We start from the raw sequence: 19,563 nt of genomic DNA on the forward strand, positions 1-19,563 counted from the left end.
CTCCTCTGTTTTATACGAGTATCTCATATTTTTTACGTTTTGTAAAGTATTGCGTAGACACGCTCTAGGAAGCTCCTCTTCTTTTTTTGAGAAAGGACCTGTTCCATATCAAAACATACACAACTGGTTGGTTTCAGGCAGTCCCGCCAGGCACCCGTGGTTCAAAAGCGTTTCAACAACGGTCTTACTCGCCTTCGTCCTCTTACGAAAGTCCTCCAACGAGATAAATTCCGCTTTCTTTGCCTCTTCCTGTATCTTTTCGGCGACCGTCATCCCAAGACCTTGGATACTCATCAGTGGAGGAAGTATCATCCCGTCCTCCAAATGGAACTTCTGTGCATGAGAATGATAGATATCCACCTTCTTGAGTTTCACTCCCCTTCGGTACATTTCGTAGGCGAGCTCCAATACCGTCATCATATCTTTCTCCTTGGTCGTAAGAGTATTCTCTTCCTTCTTCAGTTCCAAGAACTTCTTCAACACCGCCTCTTCTCCGCCTGAGATCAATTCGATATCGAAGTCTGCGACCTTAGTCGTAAAGGTCGCGGCATAGAAGGCTTCCTTCTGATAGACTTTAAAGTAGGCGATCCGAAACGACATCATAACGTAGGCGGCAGCGTGTGCCTTGGGAAACATATACTTGATCTTTTTGCAGGAGTTGATGTACCAGGAGGGCACGTTGTTTTCAAACATCGCCTCTTCCCATTCATCGGTGATACCCTTGCCTTTACGAACGCTCTCCATGATCTTAAAGGACATCTTCGATGGCAGTCCCTTTTGGATAAGGTAGTTCATAATGTCATCCCTTGTGGAAATCACTTCCTTGAGGGTAGCAACATTGCCTCTGACAAGGTCTTGGGCGTTATTGACCCAAACGTCGGTCCCATGGGAGAGCCCCGAGATACGGACCAGCTCCGCCAAGGTGTGAGGCTGCGTATCCATAAGCATCTGTCGTACAAATCTGGTCCCGAACTCCGGGATACCGAGACTTCCCGTTTCACAATCGATCTTGGACAGGTCGCAGCCCAAGGCTTCCGTAGAGGTAAAGATAGACATCGTTCTCTGATCATCCAAAGGAAGCTCGGTCGCCACAAGCCCCGTCATATCTTCCAAGTGTCGAATGATCGAAGGGCCGTCGTGTCCGAGAATGTCGAGTTTCAATATCCTTCCGCTGATGGAGTGATAGTCGAAGTGGGTCGTGATGACACCGCTCTTGGAATCATTGGCGGGATATTGTATCGGCGTAAAATCATAGATATCCTTATTTTTCGGGCATACCATTACTCCTCCGGGATGCTGACCCGATGTTCTTTTAATCCCTGTACATCCCAATTGGAGTTTTTGAAGCTGTGCACTTCCTGCACGGATTCCGTTCTCTTCGAGATACTTTGCAACATAACCGAAGGCCGTCTTTTCAGCGATGGTTCCGATCGTTCCTGCACGGAAGACATAGCCTTCCCCGAACAACTCTTCCACATATCTGTGCGCATTAGGCTGGTACTCTCCCGCAAAGTTAAGGTCGATATCGGGCTCCTTGTCCCCCTCAAAACCCAAGAAGACTTCGAAGGGGATGTCAAACCCTTCTTTGGTCAACTTGTGACCGCATTTGGGACAAGACTTGTCGGGCATATCTGCCCCCGAACCTATGGAACCATCCAGGAGAAACTCGGAATACTTACATTCTTCATTAGGACAAATATAGTGAGGAGGTAGAGGGTTTACCTCCGTGATATCGCTCATCGTCGCTGCAAAGGAGGAGCCTACCGAACCTCTGGAACCTACGAGATATCCGTCCCTCAAAGATTTTGTGACCAACTTTTGAGCTATGATGTACATCACCGCATATCCGTTTCCTATGATGGAGTTGAGCTCTCTTTCCAGCCTCTTCTCCACCAGTTCGGGCAAGTTCTCTCCATATATCCTCTTCGCCTTCTCATAACACATATTGCGCAGATCCTCTTTGGCTCCTTCGATCTCGGGAGGAAAGGTGCCATCAGGAACGGGAAGCAAATCCTCGATCATATCCGCAACCAGATGGGTATTGTCTATGACAACCTGTTTTGCGACCTCTTCACCCAAGTAGGAAAACTCATCCAACATCTCCCTTGTCGTTCGGTAGTACAGGGCCTTGTCTATATGTTCATCCTTCTTCTTTTGACCGTGCCTCAAGATATGGCGATAGATTCCATCCTCTTCATCCAAATAATGAACATTTCCCACAGCAACTGTAGGAAGCCCCGCCTCGGATGCCGCCTCCCATATCCTCTTGTTGATTTTTTCCAAGAGCTGAGTAGGAAGATCATACCTCGCACTGAAGAAACTTCGGTAAGTACTCGTCGGCATAATTTCGGCGAAATCATAGAACTGAAGTAACTTCTCGACGATCTGTGTCGAAGTCCCTCTCTGGAACTCATCTCTCACTGCCGAGAATACCTCTCCGGATTCTCCTCCGGTTCCCAAGAGAAGACCTTGCCTATATTTCAGAAGCTCGCTCTTAAGGATTCTTGGAACTCGGTAGAAATGTTTGATGTGTGAAAAAGATACAAGGCGATACAAATTTTTTAGTCCCGTCAGATCCTTTGCAAACATCGTAATAGAAGTATCTCTTATCGCCTGAATATTCGTCTTGGTTATCTTCTCGTTGACCTGACTTAAACGCTCTACTCCCCTGTCTTCCAGCATCGATACAAACTTCAGGAAGATCTGAGCAGTAGCTTCGGCATCGTCGACTGCCCTATGGTGATTCTCAAGGGAGATTCCGAGTTTTTTCGCTACCACATCGAGCTTGTGACGCTTCAGATCCGTAAGCAAGGCTCTGGAAAGTTCTACCGTATCAACGGCAATATGATCGTAGTCCAGACCTTGATTTTTGCATTTCTCTCGAATAAAGGAAGTATCAAAGTCGCTGTTGTGAGCGACAAAAACGCAACCTTTGCTAAACTCCATAAACTTGGGCAGAACAATCTCTATGGGGTCCTTATCGTAGACCATAGTGTTCGTGATTCCTGTAAGTTCGGTAATAACCGGAGGAATGTCCCTATTGGGATTGATCAATTCACTGAAATGATCAACGATCTGTTTTTCTTTGATCTTGACCGCTCCTATTTCTATAATGGAGTCCTCCGTGCTCGAAAAACCGGTCGTCTCTATATCAAAGACAACGAACTCCTGGTCCATATCCTCTTCATTTACTTCCTTCAAAACCTGCGCCATATCATCGACCAGGTGAGCCTCCAAACCGTAGAGTACCTTTACTCCCGACTTTTTGGCCTCATCCATCGCATCGGGGAAGGCTTGAACCACACCGTCATCCGTGATCCCTATCGCCTTATGCCCCCACTGTGCAGCCTTTTTGATGAGATCCTTGACATTGACGATGCCTTCCATACTCGTCATCGTCGTGTGAGCATGCAGCTCGATCCGCTTGATTTCTTCCTCATCCATTCTCAATTCTTCTTTGGCAAGAGAAATGTCGTTTACAAGGCAGATATCTTCCTTCGCGTAAGTATCGTATTCCATCCTGCCCCTGAGCTTGATATAGTCTCCTTTTTTGAGCGCAAAGTCCTCATTGGAGACAAAGGCCTTACAGGACAAAGCACTTGTTTTGTCCTTAATGTTGAAGGTATAGATATACTTGTTTGACTTTGTAATCCTCTTGTCGAGAGAAAACACCCTTCCTTGCGTGACAAAGATATCTCCCTCACCTTTGATGTATTCTATCGACAGAGACTCGCCCGCTATCTTCCTACCCAAAATGATATCGCCCTTAGACTGTTCTTTTTTTACACTCGGTTTTTTGTCCTTCTCTCCTGTAGGAACATCCATAGATTTGATCAGAGAATCGAGATTTTCCTCCCTCTGCTTTTCAAAAAAACTCATGTCCTCCATCTCTTCAGCAAGGTGGAACACAAAGTTTTTTTCTCTACCCGTTTGACTCTTTACCCTATCACGAAGGAGCAGCGGCACTCCCATCTTCTCTATACTTTTGTGGATCAGCGGATTTGCTATCTCACAGAAATAGGTCTCATCCTCCTGCCTGTATACAAAACCCTCTCCTCCTTTGAGCCCTTTGAGACCCGGGCATAGAGAAAGAAGAAAGTTCCATATCTCTTGTGCATAGTTGGTCCAAAAATCCTCCGTCAAGAGATCTTCTTCGTATTCCAATCGAAGATGCAGCGTCAAATTTCTCCCTTCCGCCTGAAAAGAATCTTCGATCTCTTTGACTTCAGAATCGGAAAACAAACGACCTGCCTTCATAAACAACACGAGCTGTGAACTCTGCCTGATATATTCCATTTTGATCGGCTTTAAATACTCTTCATCAAACCCTATCTTTATAGCCATCCCGTGCATCAGTCCTTCCATTTAGAAGAGGGCCGAATACCGGCCCCTTCTCATATCCTGTCTATTTCCTTCAACAGTTCCGCTTCTATTTCACTCTCTTTGATCTTGCGGATGATCTCTCCTTTTTTGAAGAGGATTGCTTCTCCCACTCCGCCCGCGATACCGATATCGGCCTCCCTGGCCTCTCCCGGTCCGTTGACTGCACAACCCATAATGGCGAGGGTGATCGGTTTTCGGATCCCTTTGACGGCTTTTTCCACCCTTTCCGCCAGAGGGATCAAGTCTATCTTCGTCCGTCCGCAGGTAGGACAGGAGATGATCTTGATCTCCTTGTCATACAGATTCAACGATTTCAGGATATCCTTGGCGATGACGATCTCTTCCACGGGACTTGCTGTCAAAGATACTCGGATCGTATCTCCGATTCCCTTCATCAAGAGATGACCGATCCCGATCGAAGACTTCACCGCTCCGCTCCTCGCTCCTCCGGATTCGGTAATCCCCAGGTGAAGAGGATAGTCCGAAACCTCGGAAAATCTTTCGTAGGCCGCGATTGTACGAAAAATGTCGCTGGCCTTGAGCGAAACCACGATGTCTTCAAAGTCGAGTCGTTCAAGGATCCGTATATGCTCCATTGCACTTTCGACCATCCTATCTTCGAACGAAAGATCCTGTTTTCTGATCTTCGGATCAAGGGAACCTCCGTTCACCCCGATACGAATGGGAAGTCGATTTTGCTTTGCCTTTTTTACCACAGCCTCGACCCGATCCTCTCCCCCGATATTACCGGGATTGATCCTTAGCGCGTCAATCCCGTTCTCTATCGAAAGAAGAGCTAAGCGGTAATCAAAGTGGATGTCGGCGACCAAGGGGAGGTTTGTCTTTTTTTTGATCTCCCTGATCGCCTCCGCCGCCTGTGTGTTGGGAACTGCCAAACGCACAATCTGACAACCTTCCTCTTCCAATTCTCTGATCTGAGACACCGTCGCCTCTACATCCTCGGTGGCGGTATTGGTCATCGATTGAATGACTATGGGCTCCATTCCTCCCAGCTTCACTCCTCCGACATTGACCATCTTTGTTTTCTTTCGTTCTATCATTCTTTTCTATCTCCTAAAACTCCTGTAAAAATTCTTCTTTTCCAAGGCTGTGTCAGATGCGGGCAACAAAGATCCACACCTTCTGTCTAAGAACGTATCATCAATCTCATCGCATCTTTATAGGTCAAAAATATCATCAGTCCCATCAGAAACACAAAGCCCGCCATATTGATACGGTTCTCCCATTCCACCGGGATCCTCTTTCCTCTTCGAAGCAACTCTACAAGCGAAAAGATGATGCGACTTCCATCCAAAGCGGGGATCGGAAGAAGGTTGATGATCGCAAGGTTCAAACTGATCACTCCTGCCACAAACAAAAGTTCTGCCGCTCCCTCTTTTGCCGAATCGGAGACGATGCGAACAATGCCTATCGGGCCGGACAATTCCTGAGTGCCCGCTCTTCCCGAAAACAGTTTCTTCACAAACAAAAGCATCTCCCCGGAAACCCTCCACGTAAGCTCAAAGCCGTTGGAGACTGCCTTACTGAAATTTCTTGTAACCGCAGGAGTAATTCCTATCAAGACCCTTCCGTCTTTTTCGATCGGCTCGATCAGAAGAATCTTTTCCTGTTCTTCTCCCTTCGAGATCACCTTAAACTCAATCGGCGTACCGGTTTCGGACTTCGATATTTGTGTAATGACCTCCTGCCAACTACCGACTTCCACCGAGTTGACTTCAACAATGGTATCCCCCGACTTCAAGCCTGCCGCCTGTGCAGGATATCCATCTATCACCTCATTGATCCGATTGACGGGAGTACCTAAAATCCCCGCCCACAAAATAAACAGAAGAAGTGCCAAAAGGATATTCATCGCCGGTCCGGCAAGTGCTACCGCAATTTTTTGAAGGGGTTTTTTGTTGAGAAAGTCTTCTTCCGGGCAAGTCTCCTCCTCATCCTCCAACGGACTCATACGAACATACCCTCCCATAGGGATAAGATTCAACGAGTACTTCGTATCATGGTACATCTTTTTGTAAAGAGAAGGCCCCATCCCGACCGCAAACTCATATACACGCACTTTGTTTTTCTTTGCCACAATAAAATGCCCTAATTCATGAAAAAACACTAAACCTCCGAACACAAGCATTGCTGCAATGATATTCGTTATACTCATACTGCATGACCTCCATTTTTATCTGTTCTTATTATAGTTTACTCTTCAATAACTTCTTGTGTATTTTGAATGAATTTTGAAAAGGAAGCATCCTTTCTCCTCTACTATAATACCCGAATAAAGCAGAATCACACATACCCCTGTTCATTTTATTTTGGCAAAGAAAAATCAACTCGAACTCATTCCTCAACATCCCGTAGTGCTGTTAGCATGTAAAACTGTTGTCACATCTGCTTTTTAACCACAAAATTTCGTTTCCTCTTCTACAAAGTACAAATTTCCGATATCAACAATGTGATCGATCCGGGTATAAAGCAGGCAACAGAAGTATCCTTCTTATAAAAGTTCTTGGATCAATCGAATAAGAAAGAAGGCATAATAAGTAAGGGGAGCCGTAAACAACACACTGTCTACCCGATCCAAAACTCCTCCGTGCCCCGGTATCAGTTTCCCATAATCCTTTACTTTGAAATGTCTCTTCATCGTTGAAGCAAAAAGATCCCCGAGCTGGGATGCCACACTCCCCAAAAGAGCAAGGATCACGATGCCAACGTAGTGAGAGTCTTCTCCGAAGTATTTTTCAAACAGGAGGCAACACAGGACTGCCCCCACAACTCCTCCGACCGCTCCTTCAACCGTTTTCTTCGGACTCACCGAGGGAATCAGCTTATGTTTTCCAAACGCTCTTCCCACAAAATAAGCAAACGTGTCCGTGATATAGGCCAAGAGAAAGACCAGCCACACATAGTTTCCCTGCTGCATTCTCAGAGAGTAGATATAGCTTAGGGAGATCGGGATATAAAGGTAGGCCATGACACTGAGAGCCAGTTCTTCCGAAGATAGTTTTCCTCGGATTGCATAGGCCGTGCCGATTACGATCAAAATAGGCGTAAGGTGAAACAGAAGCCCGTGTTTGTAGTAGATGAGAATGTAGGTCAGGACAGTTACCACATAGACCGTAATCTTTATAAGCTTATAACCGCCGGTCTCGAAGACCCGAAACAGTTCAAATAAAGATGCCAATGAGATAGCCAACAGGAAGAACAGTAGTGCGAGGTGTCCTGTTTGAACACAGAAAAGCAACAAGGGTATTAAGACCAACGCCGAAGCAATACGAACAAACATAAGCAATCCTCCTCATTTATTTTGCCGCACCGAACCTTCTGTCTCTATTTTGGTAGTCCCAAATCGCTTGATGAAGATCCGAGATTTTAAAGTCCGGCCAATTGATGCTCGCATACCAAAACTCGCTATAGGCCGCTTCCCACATCAGGAAGTTCGACAACCTCTGTTCTCCGCTCGGTCTGATAATCAGATCCGGATCGGGAAGAAAGGCCGTATCCATAAACTGTCTCAAAAATTCTTCGTCGACATCCTCCAAGTCGATCCCTCGCTGTCTCTCCATCTCGATGATTCTTCGGATGGCATTGGAGATATCCCGCCTGCTTCCATAGTTCAAAGCAAGGTTAAGTACAAGCCCCGTGTTGTTCCGAGTCAATTCTTTAGACTCCAAAAGTTTTTGATAGGCCTTGACAGGGAGTTTATCGATCTCTCCTATCGTAGTGAGTCTAACGTTTTTTTCGTGGAGTTTTTGCAATTCCCTGCTCAGGTATTCCACCAACAAGTTCATAATACCGCTGACCTCAAGCGCCGACCTCTTCCAGTTCTCCGTGGAAAACGCATAGGCAGTGAGATATTTTATGCCCAAACGATCACATTCCTCCGCTATGGTCCTGAGTGTTTCAACCCCTTGTTTGTGCCCGAAGTTTCTGGGCATATTCCTCTTCTTGGCCCATCTTCCGTTTCCGTCCATAATGATACCTATATGTTTGGGCATCTTCGTTTTATCGAGTTCCATCTCTATCCTGTCTCCCCCGTTTTCCCTCTATACGAAAGAAGTAGTTTCTTACATCACTGTGTAAGAAACTACTTGCCTCAATGTTCTTTAATTTTCGTCAAAAAATAACTCACAAGAATCACCGGTGTCGAAGCTTCACGTACGGCTATCACATACGGTTCTTTAAGCAGATCCTTGTCCTTAAATCCCTTTGTTTCTTTCACTTCATAGATAATGCCTTCACTATCCAAGAGAAACTTCGCTTCTTCCAGCGACCTACCTATCAATGTGTTATAGTTCATCTATACTTCCATGATTTCTTTTTCTTTTTTTGCGATGATGGCATCGACTTCTTTCACGCAGTTGTCAAGCATTTTTTGAACTTCATCCAGTGCTTTTTTGGAATCGTCCTCACTGAGCTCTCCTTCTTTTTCCATCTTCTTGATCTTATCGTTCGCCTCGCGTCTCTCGTTTCGAAGAGCGACCTTGGACTGCTCGCCCGTCTTGGTAGCCAGCTTTACCAGTTCTTTTCTTCTCTCCTCGGTCAACTGAGGAATGTTGATACGAATGACCTCTCCGTCATTGGATGGATTCAGACCCAAATCGGAGGTCAAGATCGCTTTTTCGATATCCTTAAGTACCGTCTTATCCCAAGGTTGGATCATAATGGTCCTGGGATCGGGAGAAGAGACCCCCGCCATCTGTTTCAGCGGTGTTGTCGTTCCGTAGTAATCCACACTTACCTTGTCCAACATCGCCGGATTTGCTCTGCCTGCACGAATAACACTCAACTCTTCTTTCAAAACGGAAAGAGTTTTGCCCATTTTTTCTTCAAATTGAACATGTACATCCAGTTTCATCTTCTTATTCTCCCTTCACAATCGTTCCGATATCCTCACCGTTTACAACGCGCAATATATTATTCGGATCCTCTAAAGAAAATACCCTGATCGGTATATTGTTATCCATACATAGAGATGTGGCGGTTGAATCCATAACTTTAAGGTTTCGACTCAGCACATCCAAATAGGTCAAACGATCAAACTTGACAGCACTCGGATCCTCGGAAGGATCTTTGTCATAGACTCCGTCAACCTTCTTTGCCAAAAGAATGATCTCAGCATCGACCTCGGCAGCTCGAAGCGCTGCAGCCGTATCGGTTGAAAAATAAGGATTTCCCGTTCCGGCTCCAAAGATCACAACTCTCCCCTTCTCCAAATGCCGCATAGCACGAAGCCTTATGTAAGTCTCCGTGATCGCCTTCATTTCAATTGCCGTTTGCACCCGGGTATCGACACCGACATCTTCCAAGGCGGAACGCATTGCCAGCGAGTTGATCACCGTTGCAAGCATTCCCATATGATCGGCAGTCGTCCTGTCCATGCCCTCTCCGGTCCGTCCCCGAAAAATGTTTCCTCCTCCGACAACGATGGCGGCCTGAACCCCCCTGTCACTGATCTTTTTTATGGCCTGTGCAATGTCAGAGACCACTCCATTGTCAATTCCGAAGCCCTTCTTGCCTGCAAGCGCCTCACCACTCAATTTCAGCAATACTCTTTTGTACTGTGGTGCTTCCATATTTTCCCCTCCACTTTGTATATCTGATGAATTCGTATCATCTCTGTACTTATTATATCGTAAATCGCTTTATGAAACAATATGAAGACCCAATTATTCAAGCTGAAAGTTCTCGCTTTGTACTTATGTAAGGATCAGTCCTTATTTTCATCCGTCAAATAGCCTTCGCTGAGATATCTCTCAAACTTTCTCTTTGAGCGTTGCAGAGCATTGTCTATGGTCTTGATGTTATAGCCTAATATGGTTGCGGTTTCTTGATAAGAGACCCCTTGCAGATACATGGTGATTACCTTCTTCTCCAAAGGAGTCAGAAGTTCTTCAATCATTTTTTTTACGATCTCCGACTTTTCCTTATGCAAGATGATCTCCTCCGGATCCGAAAACACATCGTTCGCAACCAGATCCATCAAAGTCATCTCCGAGTCCTCTTCAAAAACAGGTTTATTCAAGGAAATATACGAATTTAACGGGATATGTTTCTGTCTTGTGCTTCCCTTTACCGCCGTAATCAACTGGCGATTTACACACAGTTCCGCAAAATATCGAAAAAGGATGTTCTTGTCCTTATCAAAGTCCCTGATCGCCTTATGAAGACCTATCATCCCCTCCTGAACAAGGTCCTCCTTGTCCGCTCCTGCAATAAAGTACGTCTTTGCCCTGTTGAAGACCAAGGCCCTGTATTTTTTGAAAATGTATTCGATGACTATCTCATCCCCCTGTTGGGCAAGGGTGACAAGGTAGACTTCCACCGTTTCCTGTTCAAGAATATCACGCTTCAACACTGCCTCGTTCTCCAACAAACCGCAGTCCTTGAGCCTTGTTTCGAGATATTCCGTTGTCCTTCTGTCCATAGGAACTCCTTTTTACCTTTAAGTGCAAGGTTCTTCCACCCTACTGATTCTTTCTCATTCTATTTAATTTCTCCATTACACTTTCATCGACAATCGCATCTAAGGTGCTTTTCTTATCTTTTTTGGAAGCGAGTTCACAGCGGACTTCTTTTTTTGCCTTCATCATATCAAGCTCCAATTCTCTGGCGGTCATCCTGCCCGCACCCTTGCCCAATATATGTTGCTGCTCTGCCATGTCATTGGTTACGACCTTCAGTACATAGTGGCGTTTGTTTTTGTATTCGGAGATAAACTTTTCAATAAAGGAGTCCGCTGTTTGGTTTTCCTTGGTGAAAATAATATTCAGCCTACCCCTGACCTCATGGCGCTGTTCCTTCGTCCGCACATTGTAGGCGTCATAGACGACATAACCTTCCATATTGTGATAGGAAAGATATTCTTCCAACTTAAAGTTCAATTCTTCCCTGGCAGCACCCAGATTCACTTTCGACATATCGCTCAGAGACTTCCAGGCATTGATGATGTTATAGCCGTCTACCACCAAAACATAACGTTTTTTTATCTGTGTCTTCATGATCGTTCTCTCTGCTTACTCGCTTCAAACATAACAACCGAACCTGCTACGGAAGCATTGAGCGAGTTTATCTCTCCTTTCATGGGGATCGAAAGGATGAAATCGCACTTCTCCTTCACCAAACGTCCCAGACCTCTTCCCTCATTGCCCACAACGAGGGCGATGTTTCCGCTCATTTGCACCTGATGATAGACCTGACCTTCCATATCCAGACCGTAGATCCAATAGTTATGCTTCTTGAGTTCTTCCATCGTCTGTGCCAAATTGGTGACCCTTGCCACCTTCATATAGTTCACTGCCCCCGCCGAGGTCTTGACTACCGTCGTATTCACCGCAGCCGCCCTGCGCTTGGGAATAATAACGGCATCTGCCCCCGCACACTCGGCGCTGCGAATAAGAGCACCCAGGTTGTGAGGATCTTCGATCTCATCCAAGATCAACAACATTCCCGGTTTTCCGCTTTTCTCAATCTCCGAGAGTACCTGCTGAAGATCCGCATATCCGTACTCTGCGCTCTGCGCGATCACTCCCTGATGATTTTTGAGTTCGCTCAACCTGTCCAGACTCTGTTTGTCCACATACTTTATCACGCAATCGGTATCCTTTGCCATGGCGATGAGTTTCTTGATCCCGGCATCCTTGCTGTCCTTCCATACAAAGAGGGTATCGATACCAACCTTGTTTTTTAACGCTTCCAAAACGGCATTTTTACCTTCTATATTCATCTTCTTCCTCTTTCTTTAGCTCTATTTTTCTTTTCATTATCTCATAAAAGACATTTTTTATCAATCACGACAGGATACGAAAATCTAAGAAGATACCGCATAATTGGAAAAATCAGAATAAAACCAATTCTATACAAAGGATGAAGTTCTTAAAAATATTGATAAGAAAGACTTTCGTATCTTATAAAACCGGATGAAAATCAAAAACTTGCCTTTATGCGGTGTTTCCCTAAAAGGAATACGAGGTCTTTTTAAAGCTTTCCCCTACCTTCCTTCCGAGTAAGGAAGAAGGGGCAAACGATATAAGATCATTAGTATTTCAGCTTTGTACATCTTCGTAAATCGCCATATATCCAAAACTGCAATCCACATCAACTTTTTGACCTTTTTCCAAATTGTACGGAAAATTTGTAGTTTTTCGATTTAAAACAAATTTCTTCTTGACAAGGTGTATAAGTTGTACTATAATAACTCTCAAATCAAAATTTTTAGAAAATTCAAGGACGCAGAGAGTAGATCATAACCTTTATTTCAGCGAGTTGATCCAGAGTGTGAGTTCAACAATGAAGTATGTTCGAAGAGAGCTGCCGAGGAGGATATCGGAAAAATCAAGTATGATATCTCGTAAGATATGCGTTAAATTCTTTGAGTGAACGGCAACCTGCCGTTAATTAGAGTGGTAACGCGGATATCTTCGTCTCTTTGAGAGACGGAGTTTTTTTATTTTGACTGTTATGTTGCTATCGACATAATATATAATTTATATTTACAAAGGAGAGTGTTTTTTATGTTGTTTAAGTATCATTTTATTATGGAAGAATTGGAAAAAAACTTCTCAGATGTGGAAAACTCTTTTATGAGCCACCTTCAAGAGTTTACCTTCATCGATTCGGTCGACTATGACGGAGAATTTATCACTCTCTTGGTTTCCGAAAAGAACAAAAAGGACGCTGAACAAAAGGAATCCGAACTCAATGCAAAGATGAAGTCTCTCATGAAGTCCTATTGCGCCGCTTAAGTCATGAATACTGTTATCCGATCAAAACCTGGAAATGTACCGCCTGTGATGAAGAAAGTATTTTGGTATTTTGGAGTACAAACGATGGAACTAAATAAGTTTATGCGGATAATAAAATAGTATGAAATTCTAACAGAGCGAGCCGAGGAGCACAAATCTTATGTGAACCGTAAATCTACGGTCGGAAAGGAGTCGATATGGACGAATACAGGAGGCGGATGAACCATCTTGCCCGTCAAATTACCGGTAACTAAAAAACCGCAATGTCACAAGAGACCATTGCGGTTTTTTATTGATTCTGTTCTTCCATAGCAATATGGATATATCCGTTTTTTGACCATGAAAAATTGTTTTATCTTCTATAGCTCACAGATTGTTTATATCCACAATTCAAAGGAATACCCGTATGAGTATTTTGACAGTCACATTGTTTCTATTGACGGGACTTTGATCTAATCACAATATCGTCCTCAATACGAATATCGAGTTCTCTCTAAACATCCGACTCCAACATCACTTCTGAACGTATTTCCCTCTTGTAAAAATCACAGTGAGCATAAACAGCGGCAAAGACATCATTCTGCCGATCCTCCAAGGTTCTTTGATTAGTCGGTAGAACCACTCCAAGCCGTATTTTCTATAGAACTGTGGAGCTCTCTGCACCTCTCCCGAAAGAACGTCGAAACTTCCTCCAACGCCCATGAGAAGACCCGCATGAAGCCTATCCTTGTAGGTGTCGATAAAATACTCCTGTCCCGGTGCTCCCAAAGCGACAAAGAGAAGATCCGGTTTGGCTTCAGCCACCTGAGACACGGTGTTCTCCTCTTCCTGATGTCCCTTATTTCCCGTATGAATACCCTTAAAATAACCGTGCCCGGTTCCCACGATCTTCAGGGCAGGGTACTGAGATTGCACCTTATCCGCCGCCTTCTGTGCAATCCCCGGCTTACCGCCTAAGAAATAAACCGTCTTGTCATTGTCGCTTGCCCATCGAAGGAGATTCTGCATCAGATCGATGCCTGTTACCCTCTCTTTCAACGGTCTCTTCAAAATCTTCGAAGCAAGGACGAGGCCGATCCCGTCAGGAACAACGAGGTCCGCCCCCTCTATAATGGAAAAGAGTGCGGCGTTATCCTTCGCCTTCATGACAATCTCGCTGTTGGGCGTTATGACAACAAAGGCCTTCTTTCCTTGCACCCCTTGTTGAGCAAGTCTGCATGCAGTCTGCATATCAACACGGTCAACCCTTACTCCCAATACATTCATCGCTTCCATCTCACACCTACTTCATCAATAATTCTTTCAATCGAACATTTGACACATCGGCCACTTCTCTCAAGGCTTGCCTTTGGGTGCGAATATGTTCTTTTTCCTTTGACAGATTCTGTGTCTTATAAAGGATCCTCTCGTATAAATCCTCGGAGGTAACGTGTTCCACAGAAACAACATCCTTGCTATCGATCTCCTGCAAAAAACTGTCCACCTTCGGATCATAAGAGATTCCGATCGGCACCGCTCCCATCAAGGTCGAAAAAATCAAACCGTGCAACCGCATTGCTACAACAATATCCATATTTCCCATAAAAGAGAGATACTCATCGACATACAGATCCTGAGTAATGACATACACCTGCTTCTTTTTCTCCAAATTTGAATGGATCTTTGAAATCAGCTTCATATCCTCGTTGAAGTGGAAGGGAAGAAGGAAGATATTGTATGTCCCGGTCTCCAAAAGCTTCTCGATCAAAAGACCGATCTCCTTCTCGATATGAGCATCCCTATCCTTCCATGTCCTCAGAGAGATCGCAAGATTGGTACGACCTTCAACCACACCCATATCGGACAGAAGCTTCTTTCCTCTTTCCTTGGAGGGAGGTGTCATCCCGAGCACCGTATCGGCGGTAACGAGGATGTCTCGATTAATGCCGATGTCTTCAAGGGTCTTTTTCGAATTTTTGTCTCTCACATTGATAAGATCGACCTTGCTTAGGATTCTTTTCACCCAAGTCTTGTTTGCCTCCTTATTGACAGGACCGATCCCCTGCGAATAGATCATCGTCTTCTTCTTATACACGCTCTTTGCAAGACTCAACAAGCCCAAATAGTAGAGGAGGGAACGTGAAGAAGTGACATCCTGCAGAAGACTTCCTCCACCGCTAACAAAAAGATCCATATCCTTCATCTCCTTGCCGATTTTGACAGGATCCATCCTGTTGATAGCCTTGACAGGGTAGCCTTCGTACTTTTTCTGTGTAAATTCCGGATTTGAAGATAAAACAACGATCTCAGGAGCTTCGACCTCACGAAGGATACCGTCGATCAATCCCTTTAATATCGCTTCATCTCCCATATTGTTAAATCCGAAATAACCTGATAAAAGAAGTTTATTCATATGCGTTCCTTTCCCGCTTTTTCTTCCTGTAGCGAAGCTTTAACAACGTCGAACATACGAACACCAAGATTCCTCCGGTGAACAGAGAAACGAGGTATTCGCCTCCAACCCTCCCGATCGACAAGTAGATGGGGGTTCTGATATGTGAGAATGTATTTTGAATGTTGCTCTGACCGACAGCTACAGCAATAGCCAAAATCGCATACAGACCTTGCCACTTTCGATATCTCGCCAAATACACAAACAAAATCACCGCCGGGAAACCCAGCATAATCGACTTGGTCCTGGGGCGTGCGATAAATACATTCTCCATAAAATTCCTCATCAGGAGTTCCAAAGTTGCGGGCTTCACTTCACTCGTATTGCCTGAGCGTGCCATAAAGACAAGGCCTGCTGCTCCGAGTATCCCCAACAGAAGGACCTGCCATATCTTAATGTTTTTGTTGAGAAGTCTCTTTGTATCGTCCAAATTTAGACGATGGTCACTCATCTCCTTGATCTGACCGAACCCGAAATAAGCCATATAGATGATCAGTGTCAAAAGGATCGGCGTCAACTGCGATATCTTCACTCCTTTAAACGTAAGGATGTCCAGCATATACTCACTGTTTGACAAAAGAGCCACCTCGAAAAAGGCTCCCAATATGCTCAAAAGCACCGAAATACTAAGCACCTTTACTCCTGTGATATAAGCGGCGAGAGGTTTTATCCCCCTATTCTCATCAAAGATCCCTCTTGCACTTGCAATCACATAGGTCGTAGCCAAAGAGGCAACACCTATTGTTCCAAGTAAGGCCCAAAGCGGGGTAAGTGCTCCCAGTCCCCTATCCAGAACAAAGGGCAAAGTTCCAACTGCCATCCCGAGCCCCTGAAGGATATACAGTCCCGTCCTTTTTATAGGTACGATATTTTGGAACAGAATCAGGAAGATTGCCACGATCGCCCACACAACGGGCAGTTTTTTCAGAGGATTTACCGCCCAGTTTCTCAGCGATTCCACCTTGCCTCCGATTCGAATCGAATGTTTGTTGAGTCTGGACTGTAAGCTCGGCACCAAGTTTTCGTAGGCGGATACATCCGTCACATACCTTCCCTCCGGCATCAAAAAAGGCTTGAGATAAATCAGACGGATATTTCGGTCGATAATGCCTCTATAGTAGGTGTTTACAATCTCTTCTCCGTTATGATGAAAGGGGATCTCGTAATCGTAGCGTTTTTGAATGTAATCCCAGGTGGTAAACACCTTAATCGCTCTGTAGTGCACATCTTTCGTCAGCGAGTTCTGTCCCTTCGCTTTGAGATTTTTGCCTTTAACATTACTCTCCACCAAACCGATGTACATCTCATACTGCTTGAGTTTTTCATACATATAAGGTCCTTCATCATAACCGAGGAACTCGTCTCCCGAAAATACAATGACATTGCCTGCTTCTTTATATTCTTCAGGCAATTTGTCAATATATGAAAAATAACGATCCACCGTCTTCTTGGCATCCTGATATTCATGGTTGTAGGTAGGTCTTAAAAGGGGGACCATCCCCGCATCCAACACCTTCTGTATCTTCTCTTCACTGAAACCCAGTCCCAATGTCTCCAACTTCAAACCGTCCCAAATTTTGGAAAACGCTTCCTTATTTGCCCTTGTATCGGCAATGTTCGTCATCGTATGGATGTAATCCTTAGGAACTCCATGAATAACCAGCGTGTTTGAACCTCGCCATTCAATGACCCGGGTTTCTTTCAATGTTCTTTCCAACCCCCTCTTGATAAACTCCAGATCCTTAGTATCACCTTCGACGATAAGGTCCAAGCCTTCCAGACGAGTCCCGATATGACAGTGCGGATTGCCTCGAAGGCTCTGTATCGTTTCCTCTTGGATTGCCACACTCCTGATTCCCGCCTCTCTCATCCTCTTAAGATACTCTTCAAAGCTCATATCTGAATCCAGAGACATATGGAAGAAATCTTGATAGTCCGCCGTAATTTGAACATTTTTAAAATCGTTCTCCAGACCAAAACGTTCATATCCTATCCATAGGGATGTCAGCATCCCCAATACAATAAAACACATCAATATTCTGTCAAGTTTCATACTCGTTTTCCTTTCCGGTACAATATTGTATTACTTTAAGATACAGTATTGTTCTGTTTGCACCTTGCATTTGAAACACAAAACAACTTATGTAGAATGTATCCTTTCCTATCGAAACCCTTGTATACCCTTCCCCTGCACAAAAACAGGGGCTTCTTATGATGCTCGAAAGACAGGTTCTGAATCTCGTCCTCAAGCACTACCGAACGGCAAAACATAGAGAGCGAGGAATATCCGCGTGTCACTAGACAGACACAACCCTTATTTTTTGCCCGTTGTCCGGCCGGGAAATCCTAATTAAGAAGTTCGCCTACATCATCAGGTTATCGATAACAATTTATTATAGCACAAAACCTACCTATTATTTGTTCCAAGTTGTAAAAAAAGATTAAAAAAGCAATCCATACTATTGTTATCCGATTGAAATAAACCTCGTGGAGATGGTACGGTCAAAGCATTCAACCTGTCCATATTAATATCACAGTGTCCATCAAATCTCAGCGGCTTCTCTTGCCCTTCAAAACAAAACCGCCTCATACAAAAATTCTTCCGTATGCCATATATTCCCGACCTTGTATTCCATAGCGTTATTCATTCGGATTATGAATATCGCGGATTTGTCCTTTGCAGAAGAGAAAACGAAGGTTCATGGGTGCAACATAACTGCAATCGTTCTGTCGGAGAACCGCATCACATCTTACCTCCCGTAATCAAATGCGATGTTCCAACTCTTTTATCATACACAGTTCCCTATGGTTTGTCCATTCGTATTCTCAAAGCTCTCACAAATATCTATTTTGAAATTTTTCAAAATAGATATTGATTTTTCCCGAAATATATCGTACAATTCTATTTAGAAATATTTCTAAATAGAATTGAGGCGATAACCTTGGCTTTTGCACAAACATTCAAAGCCCTCTCCGATCCTCTAAGGCGTGAGATTCTTACCCTTCTTAAAGACGGCAGGAAATCTGCCGGTGAGATCGTACGCCTGTTCGATGTGAGCGGCGCAACGATCTCCTACCATCTGAGTATTTTGAAAAAGGCGGAGTTGGTCAAGGAGACGAAGGTAAAGAACTATGTCTACTATGAGCTCAATGCCTCCGTAGTAGAAGAAATCATGCTCTGGCTGTCCGATTTAAAAGGAGGAAAAAACAATGATTAAAAAGTATACACCCACACTCATCATCACTTTGATCGTTATACTCTTTCCCATGCTTGTAGGTATCTTACTTTGGGATCGGCTCCCTATGGAAATGGCAACCCACTTCCAATTTGACGGAACCGCCGATAAATTCAATTCCAAAACCTTTGTCGTATTTATCATGCCGTTGATGATGAGCTTCTTACAGCTTGTCGCCATGTATTTTACCCTTAACGATCCCAAAAAGAAAAATATGGGAGAAAAGATGCTGAAAGTTGTTTTTTGGATCATCCCCCTTGTAACCTTGTTTACCCATCTGAGTATCTACGCAAATGCCATGGAGATCGGAATGGATATATCCGCTGTCTCCCAGCTTGCAATCGGAGTCATTCTCGTCCTTATGGGCAACTACCTTCCCAAAACCAAACAAAACTACACTGTGGGAATTCGAACTCCATGGACCTTGAACGATGAAGAAAACTGGAACAAAACCCACCGTGTCGGTGCATGGACCTTTGTGATCTGCGGTCTGTTGATGATCGTCAACATCTTTATCAAATCACAGCCTCTGATGTTTGTAGCACTCGCTCTGTTGATGATTCCGGTACTCTATTCCTTCCTTCTCTACAAGAAGAACAAATAAAACTCGATGGAATAACCTCTATTGCCAAAACTCATTTTTTGAATTGTGCGATAGAATATTCTTTGTACAAAACCAAACACGGCATAAAAGCAAATAAGGAGTTTTGTCCTCCCTATTTGCTTTTTTTATATAAAATTTAAGTGTAAATCT

17 protein-coding genes and 1 other annotated feature are annotated in these 19,563 nt (G+C 44.3%); of the genes, 3 read left to right on the forward strand and 14 right to left on the reverse strand.

Annotated elements, in window-relative coordinates; translation table 11 throughout:
- Positions 1-108: 108 nt before the first annotated feature.
- The 11 genes from ACFO4R_RS05900 to rlmB all read right to left on the reverse strand — a co-directional run bounded on the left by ACFO4R_RS05900 (position 109) and on the right by rlmB (position 12,124).
- The gene (locus tag ACFO4R_RS05900; protein WP_379788127.1) at positions 109-4,344 is read right to left on the reverse strand and encodes a PolC-type DNA polymerase III; all 4,236 of its coding nucleotides are present in this window, start codon (positions 4,342-4,344) and stop codon (positions 109-111) included.
- Positions 4,345-4,394: 50 nt separating this feature from the next.
- Entirely contained in the window at positions 4,395-5,444 is a 1,050-nt protein-coding gene (gene ispG / locus ACFO4R_RS05905; RefSeq protein ID WP_379788128.1) for a flavodoxin-dependent (E)-4-hydroxy-3-methylbut-2-enyl-diphosphate synthase, read from the reverse strand.
- Between the two features lie 86 nt (positions 5,445-5,530).
- On the reverse strand, positions 5,531-6,559 hold the full coding sequence (gene rseP, locus ACFO4R_RS05910) for an RIP metalloprotease RseP (RefSeq protein WP_379788129.1): 1,029 nt from the start codon (positions 6,557-6,559) through the stop codon (positions 5,531-5,533).
- A 336-nt stretch (positions 6,560-6,895) separates the two neighbouring features.
- Positions 6,896-7,684, reverse strand: a complete 789-nt coding sequence (locus ACFO4R_RS05915; RefSeq protein WP_379788130.1) for a phosphatidate cytidylyltransferase — start codon at positions 7,682-7,684, stop codon at positions 6,896-6,898.
- 16 nt (positions 7,685-7,700) lie between these two features.
- Positions 7,701-8,417 (reverse strand): isoprenyl transferase, encoded by a 717-nt coding sequence (locus ACFO4R_RS05920; protein ID WP_379788131.1) that lies wholly within the window; start codon positions 8,415-8,417, stop codon positions 7,701-7,703.
- 77 nt (positions 8,418-8,494) lie between these two features.
- On the reverse strand, positions 8,495-8,698 hold the full coding sequence (locus tag ACFO4R_RS05925) for a hypothetical protein (protein WP_379788132.1): 204 nt from the start codon (positions 8,696-8,698) through the stop codon (positions 8,495-8,497).
- Positions 8,699-9,256 carry a ribosome recycling factor gene (gene frr / locus ACFO4R_RS05930; RefSeq protein WP_379788133.1) on the reverse strand — a complete coding sequence of 186 codons (558 nt, stop codon included), beginning with the start codon at positions 9,254-9,256 and terminating at the stop codon, positions 8,699-8,701.
- Positions 9,257-9,260: 4 nt separating this feature from the next.
- A complete protein-coding gene (pyrH, locus tag ACFO4R_RS05935) occupies positions 9,261-9,974 on the reverse strand; it encodes a UMP kinase (RefSeq protein WP_379788134.1) in 714 nt (237 codons plus the stop codon).
- A 134-nt stretch (positions 9,975-10,108) separates the two neighbouring features.
- Positions 10,109-10,825 (reverse strand): RNA polymerase sporulation sigma factor SigH, encoded by a 717-nt coding sequence (sigH, locus tag ACFO4R_RS05940; protein WP_379788135.1) that lies wholly within the window; start codon positions 10,823-10,825, stop codon positions 10,109-10,111.
- Positions 10,826-10,865: 40 nt separating this feature from the next.
- The gene (locus ACFO4R_RS05945; RefSeq protein WP_379788136.1) at positions 10,866-11,399 is read right to left on the reverse strand and encodes an NYN domain-containing protein; all 534 of its coding nucleotides are present in this window, start codon (positions 11,397-11,399) and stop codon (positions 10,866-10,868) included.
- Positions 11,396-12,124: a 23S rRNA (guanosine(2251)-2'-O)-methyltransferase RlmB gene (gene rlmB, locus ACFO4R_RS05950; protein WP_379788137.1), complete on the reverse strand. Its 729-nt coding sequence runs from the start codon at positions 12,122-12,124 to the stop codon at positions 11,396-11,398. The genes ACFO4R_RS05945 and rlmB overlap by 4 nt, the downstream gene beginning before the upstream one ends.
- Positions 12,125-12,615: 491 nt before the next feature.
- Positions 12,616-12,829, forward strand: a binding site (T-box leader).
- 82 nt (positions 12,830-12,911) lie between these two features.
- On the opposite strand from rlmB, the gene ACFO4R_RS05955 reads away from it, so the two are divergent.
- Positions 12,912-13,142: a hypothetical protein gene (locus tag ACFO4R_RS05955; RefSeq protein ID WP_379788138.1), complete on the forward strand. Its 231-nt coding sequence runs from the start codon at positions 12,912-12,914 to the stop codon at positions 13,140-13,142.
- A 513-nt stretch (positions 13,143-13,655) separates the two neighbouring features.
- Here the strand turns inward: ACFO4R_RS05955 and ACFO4R_RS05960 are convergent.
- The 3 genes from ACFO4R_RS05960 to ACFO4R_RS05970 are packed head-to-tail and all read right to left on the reverse strand — an operon-like array spanning position 13,656 to position 17,626.
- The gene (locus tag ACFO4R_RS05960) at positions 13,656-14,417 is read right to left on the reverse strand and encodes a WecB/TagA/CpsF family glycosyltransferase (RefSeq protein WP_379788139.1); all 762 of its coding nucleotides are present in this window, start codon (positions 14,415-14,417) and stop codon (positions 13,656-13,658) included.
- A 7-nt stretch (positions 14,418-14,424) separates the two neighbouring features.
- Positions 14,425-15,534 (reverse strand): polysaccharide pyruvyl transferase CsaB, encoded by a 1,110-nt coding sequence (gene csaB, locus ACFO4R_RS05965; protein ID WP_379788140.1) that lies wholly within the window; start codon positions 15,532-15,534, stop codon positions 14,425-14,427.
- Positions 15,527-17,626 carry a DUF5693 family protein gene (locus ACFO4R_RS05970; protein WP_379788141.1) on the reverse strand — a complete coding sequence of 700 codons (2,100 nt, stop codon included), beginning with the start codon at positions 17,624-17,626 and terminating at the stop codon, positions 15,527-15,529. The genes csaB and ACFO4R_RS05970 overlap by 8 nt, the downstream gene beginning before the upstream one ends.
- 889 nt (positions 17,627-18,515) lie before the next feature.
- Here ACFO4R_RS05970 and ACFO4R_RS05975 point away from each other — a divergent pair.
- A complete protein-coding gene (locus ACFO4R_RS05975) occupies positions 18,516-18,791 on the forward strand; it encodes an autorepressor SdpR family transcription factor (protein WP_379788142.1) in 276 nt (91 codons plus the stop codon).
- Complete coding sequence (locus ACFO4R_RS05980) at positions 18,784-19,413, forward strand: SdpI family protein (RefSeq protein ID WP_379788143.1); 630 nt, start codon at positions 18,784-18,786, stop codon at positions 19,411-19,413. The genes ACFO4R_RS05975 and ACFO4R_RS05980 overlap by 8 nt, the downstream gene beginning before the upstream one ends.
- The last annotated feature ends 150 nt before the right edge of the window (positions 19,414-19,563 follow it).

The organism is Filifactor villosus (assembly GCF_042652965.1).
Lineage (GTDB): Bacteria > Bacillota > Clostridia > Peptostreptococcales > Filifactoraceae > Filifactor > Filifactor villosus.

What these genes read in the sequence shown, in the direction of transcription:
- ACFO4R_RS05900 (WP_379788127.1), bottom strand. Translation starts at nt 4,344, where the DNA reads ATGGCTATAAAGATAGGGTTTGATGAAGAGTATTTAAAGCCGATCAAA.
- ACFO4R_RS05945 (WP_379788136.1), bottom strand. Translation starts at nt 11,399, where the DNA reads ATGAAGACACAGATAAAAAAACGTTATGTTTTGGTGGTAGACGGCTAT.
- rseP (WP_379788129.1), bottom strand. Translation starts at nt 6,559, where the DNA reads ATGAGTATAACGAATATCATTGCAGCAATGCTTGTGTTCGGAGGTTTA.
- sigH (WP_379788135.1), bottom strand. Translation starts at nt 10,825, where the DNA reads ATGGACAGAAGGACAACGGAATATCTCGAAACAAGGCTCAAGGACTGC.
- csaB (WP_379788140.1), bottom strand. Translation starts at nt 15,534, where the DNA reads ATGAATAAACTTCTTTTATCAGGTTATTTCGGATTTAACAATATGGGA.
- ACFO4R_RS05960 (WP_379788139.1), bottom strand. Translation starts at nt 14,417, where the DNA reads ATGGAAGCGATGAATGTATTGGGAGTAAGGGTTGACCGTGTTGATATG.
- ACFO4R_RS05980 (WP_379788143.1), top strand. Translation starts at nt 18,784, where the DNA reads ATGATTAAAAAGTATACACCCACACTCATCATCACTTTGATCGTTATA.
- ACFO4R_RS05955 (WP_379788138.1), top strand. Translation starts at nt 12,912, where the DNA reads ATGTTGTTTAAGTATCATTTTATTATGGAAGAATTGGAAAAAAACTTC.
- ACFO4R_RS05970 (WP_379788141.1), bottom strand. Translation starts at nt 17,626, where the DNA reads ATGAAACTTGACAGAATATTGATGTGTTTTATTGTATTGGGGATGCTG.
- ispG (WP_379788128.1), bottom strand. Translation starts at nt 5,444, where the DNA reads ATGATAGAACGAAAGAAAACAAAGATGGTCAATGTCGGAGGAGTGAAG.
- ACFO4R_RS05920 (WP_379788131.1), bottom strand. Translation starts at nt 8,417, where the DNA reads ATGGAACTCGATAAAACGAAGATGCCCAAACATATAGGTATCATTATG.
- ACFO4R_RS05925 (WP_379788132.1), bottom strand. Translation starts at nt 8,698, where the DNA reads ATGAACTATAACACATTGATAGGTAGGTCGCTGGAAGAAGCGAAGTTT.
- ACFO4R_RS05915 (WP_379788130.1), bottom strand. Translation starts at nt 7,684, where the DNA reads ATGTTTGTTCGTATTGCTTCGGCGTTGGTCTTAATACCCTTGTTGCTT.
- frr (WP_379788133.1), bottom strand. Translation starts at nt 9,256, where the DNA reads ATGAAACTGGATGTACATGTTCAATTTGAAGAAAAAATGGGCAAAACT.
- rlmB (WP_379788137.1), bottom strand. Translation starts at nt 12,124, where the DNA reads ATGAATATAGAAGGTAAAAATGCCGTTTTGGAAGCGTTAAAAAACAAG.
- pyrH (WP_379788134.1), bottom strand. Translation starts at nt 9,974, where the DNA reads ATGGAAGCACCACAGTACAAAAGAGTATTGCTGAAATTGAGTGGTGAG.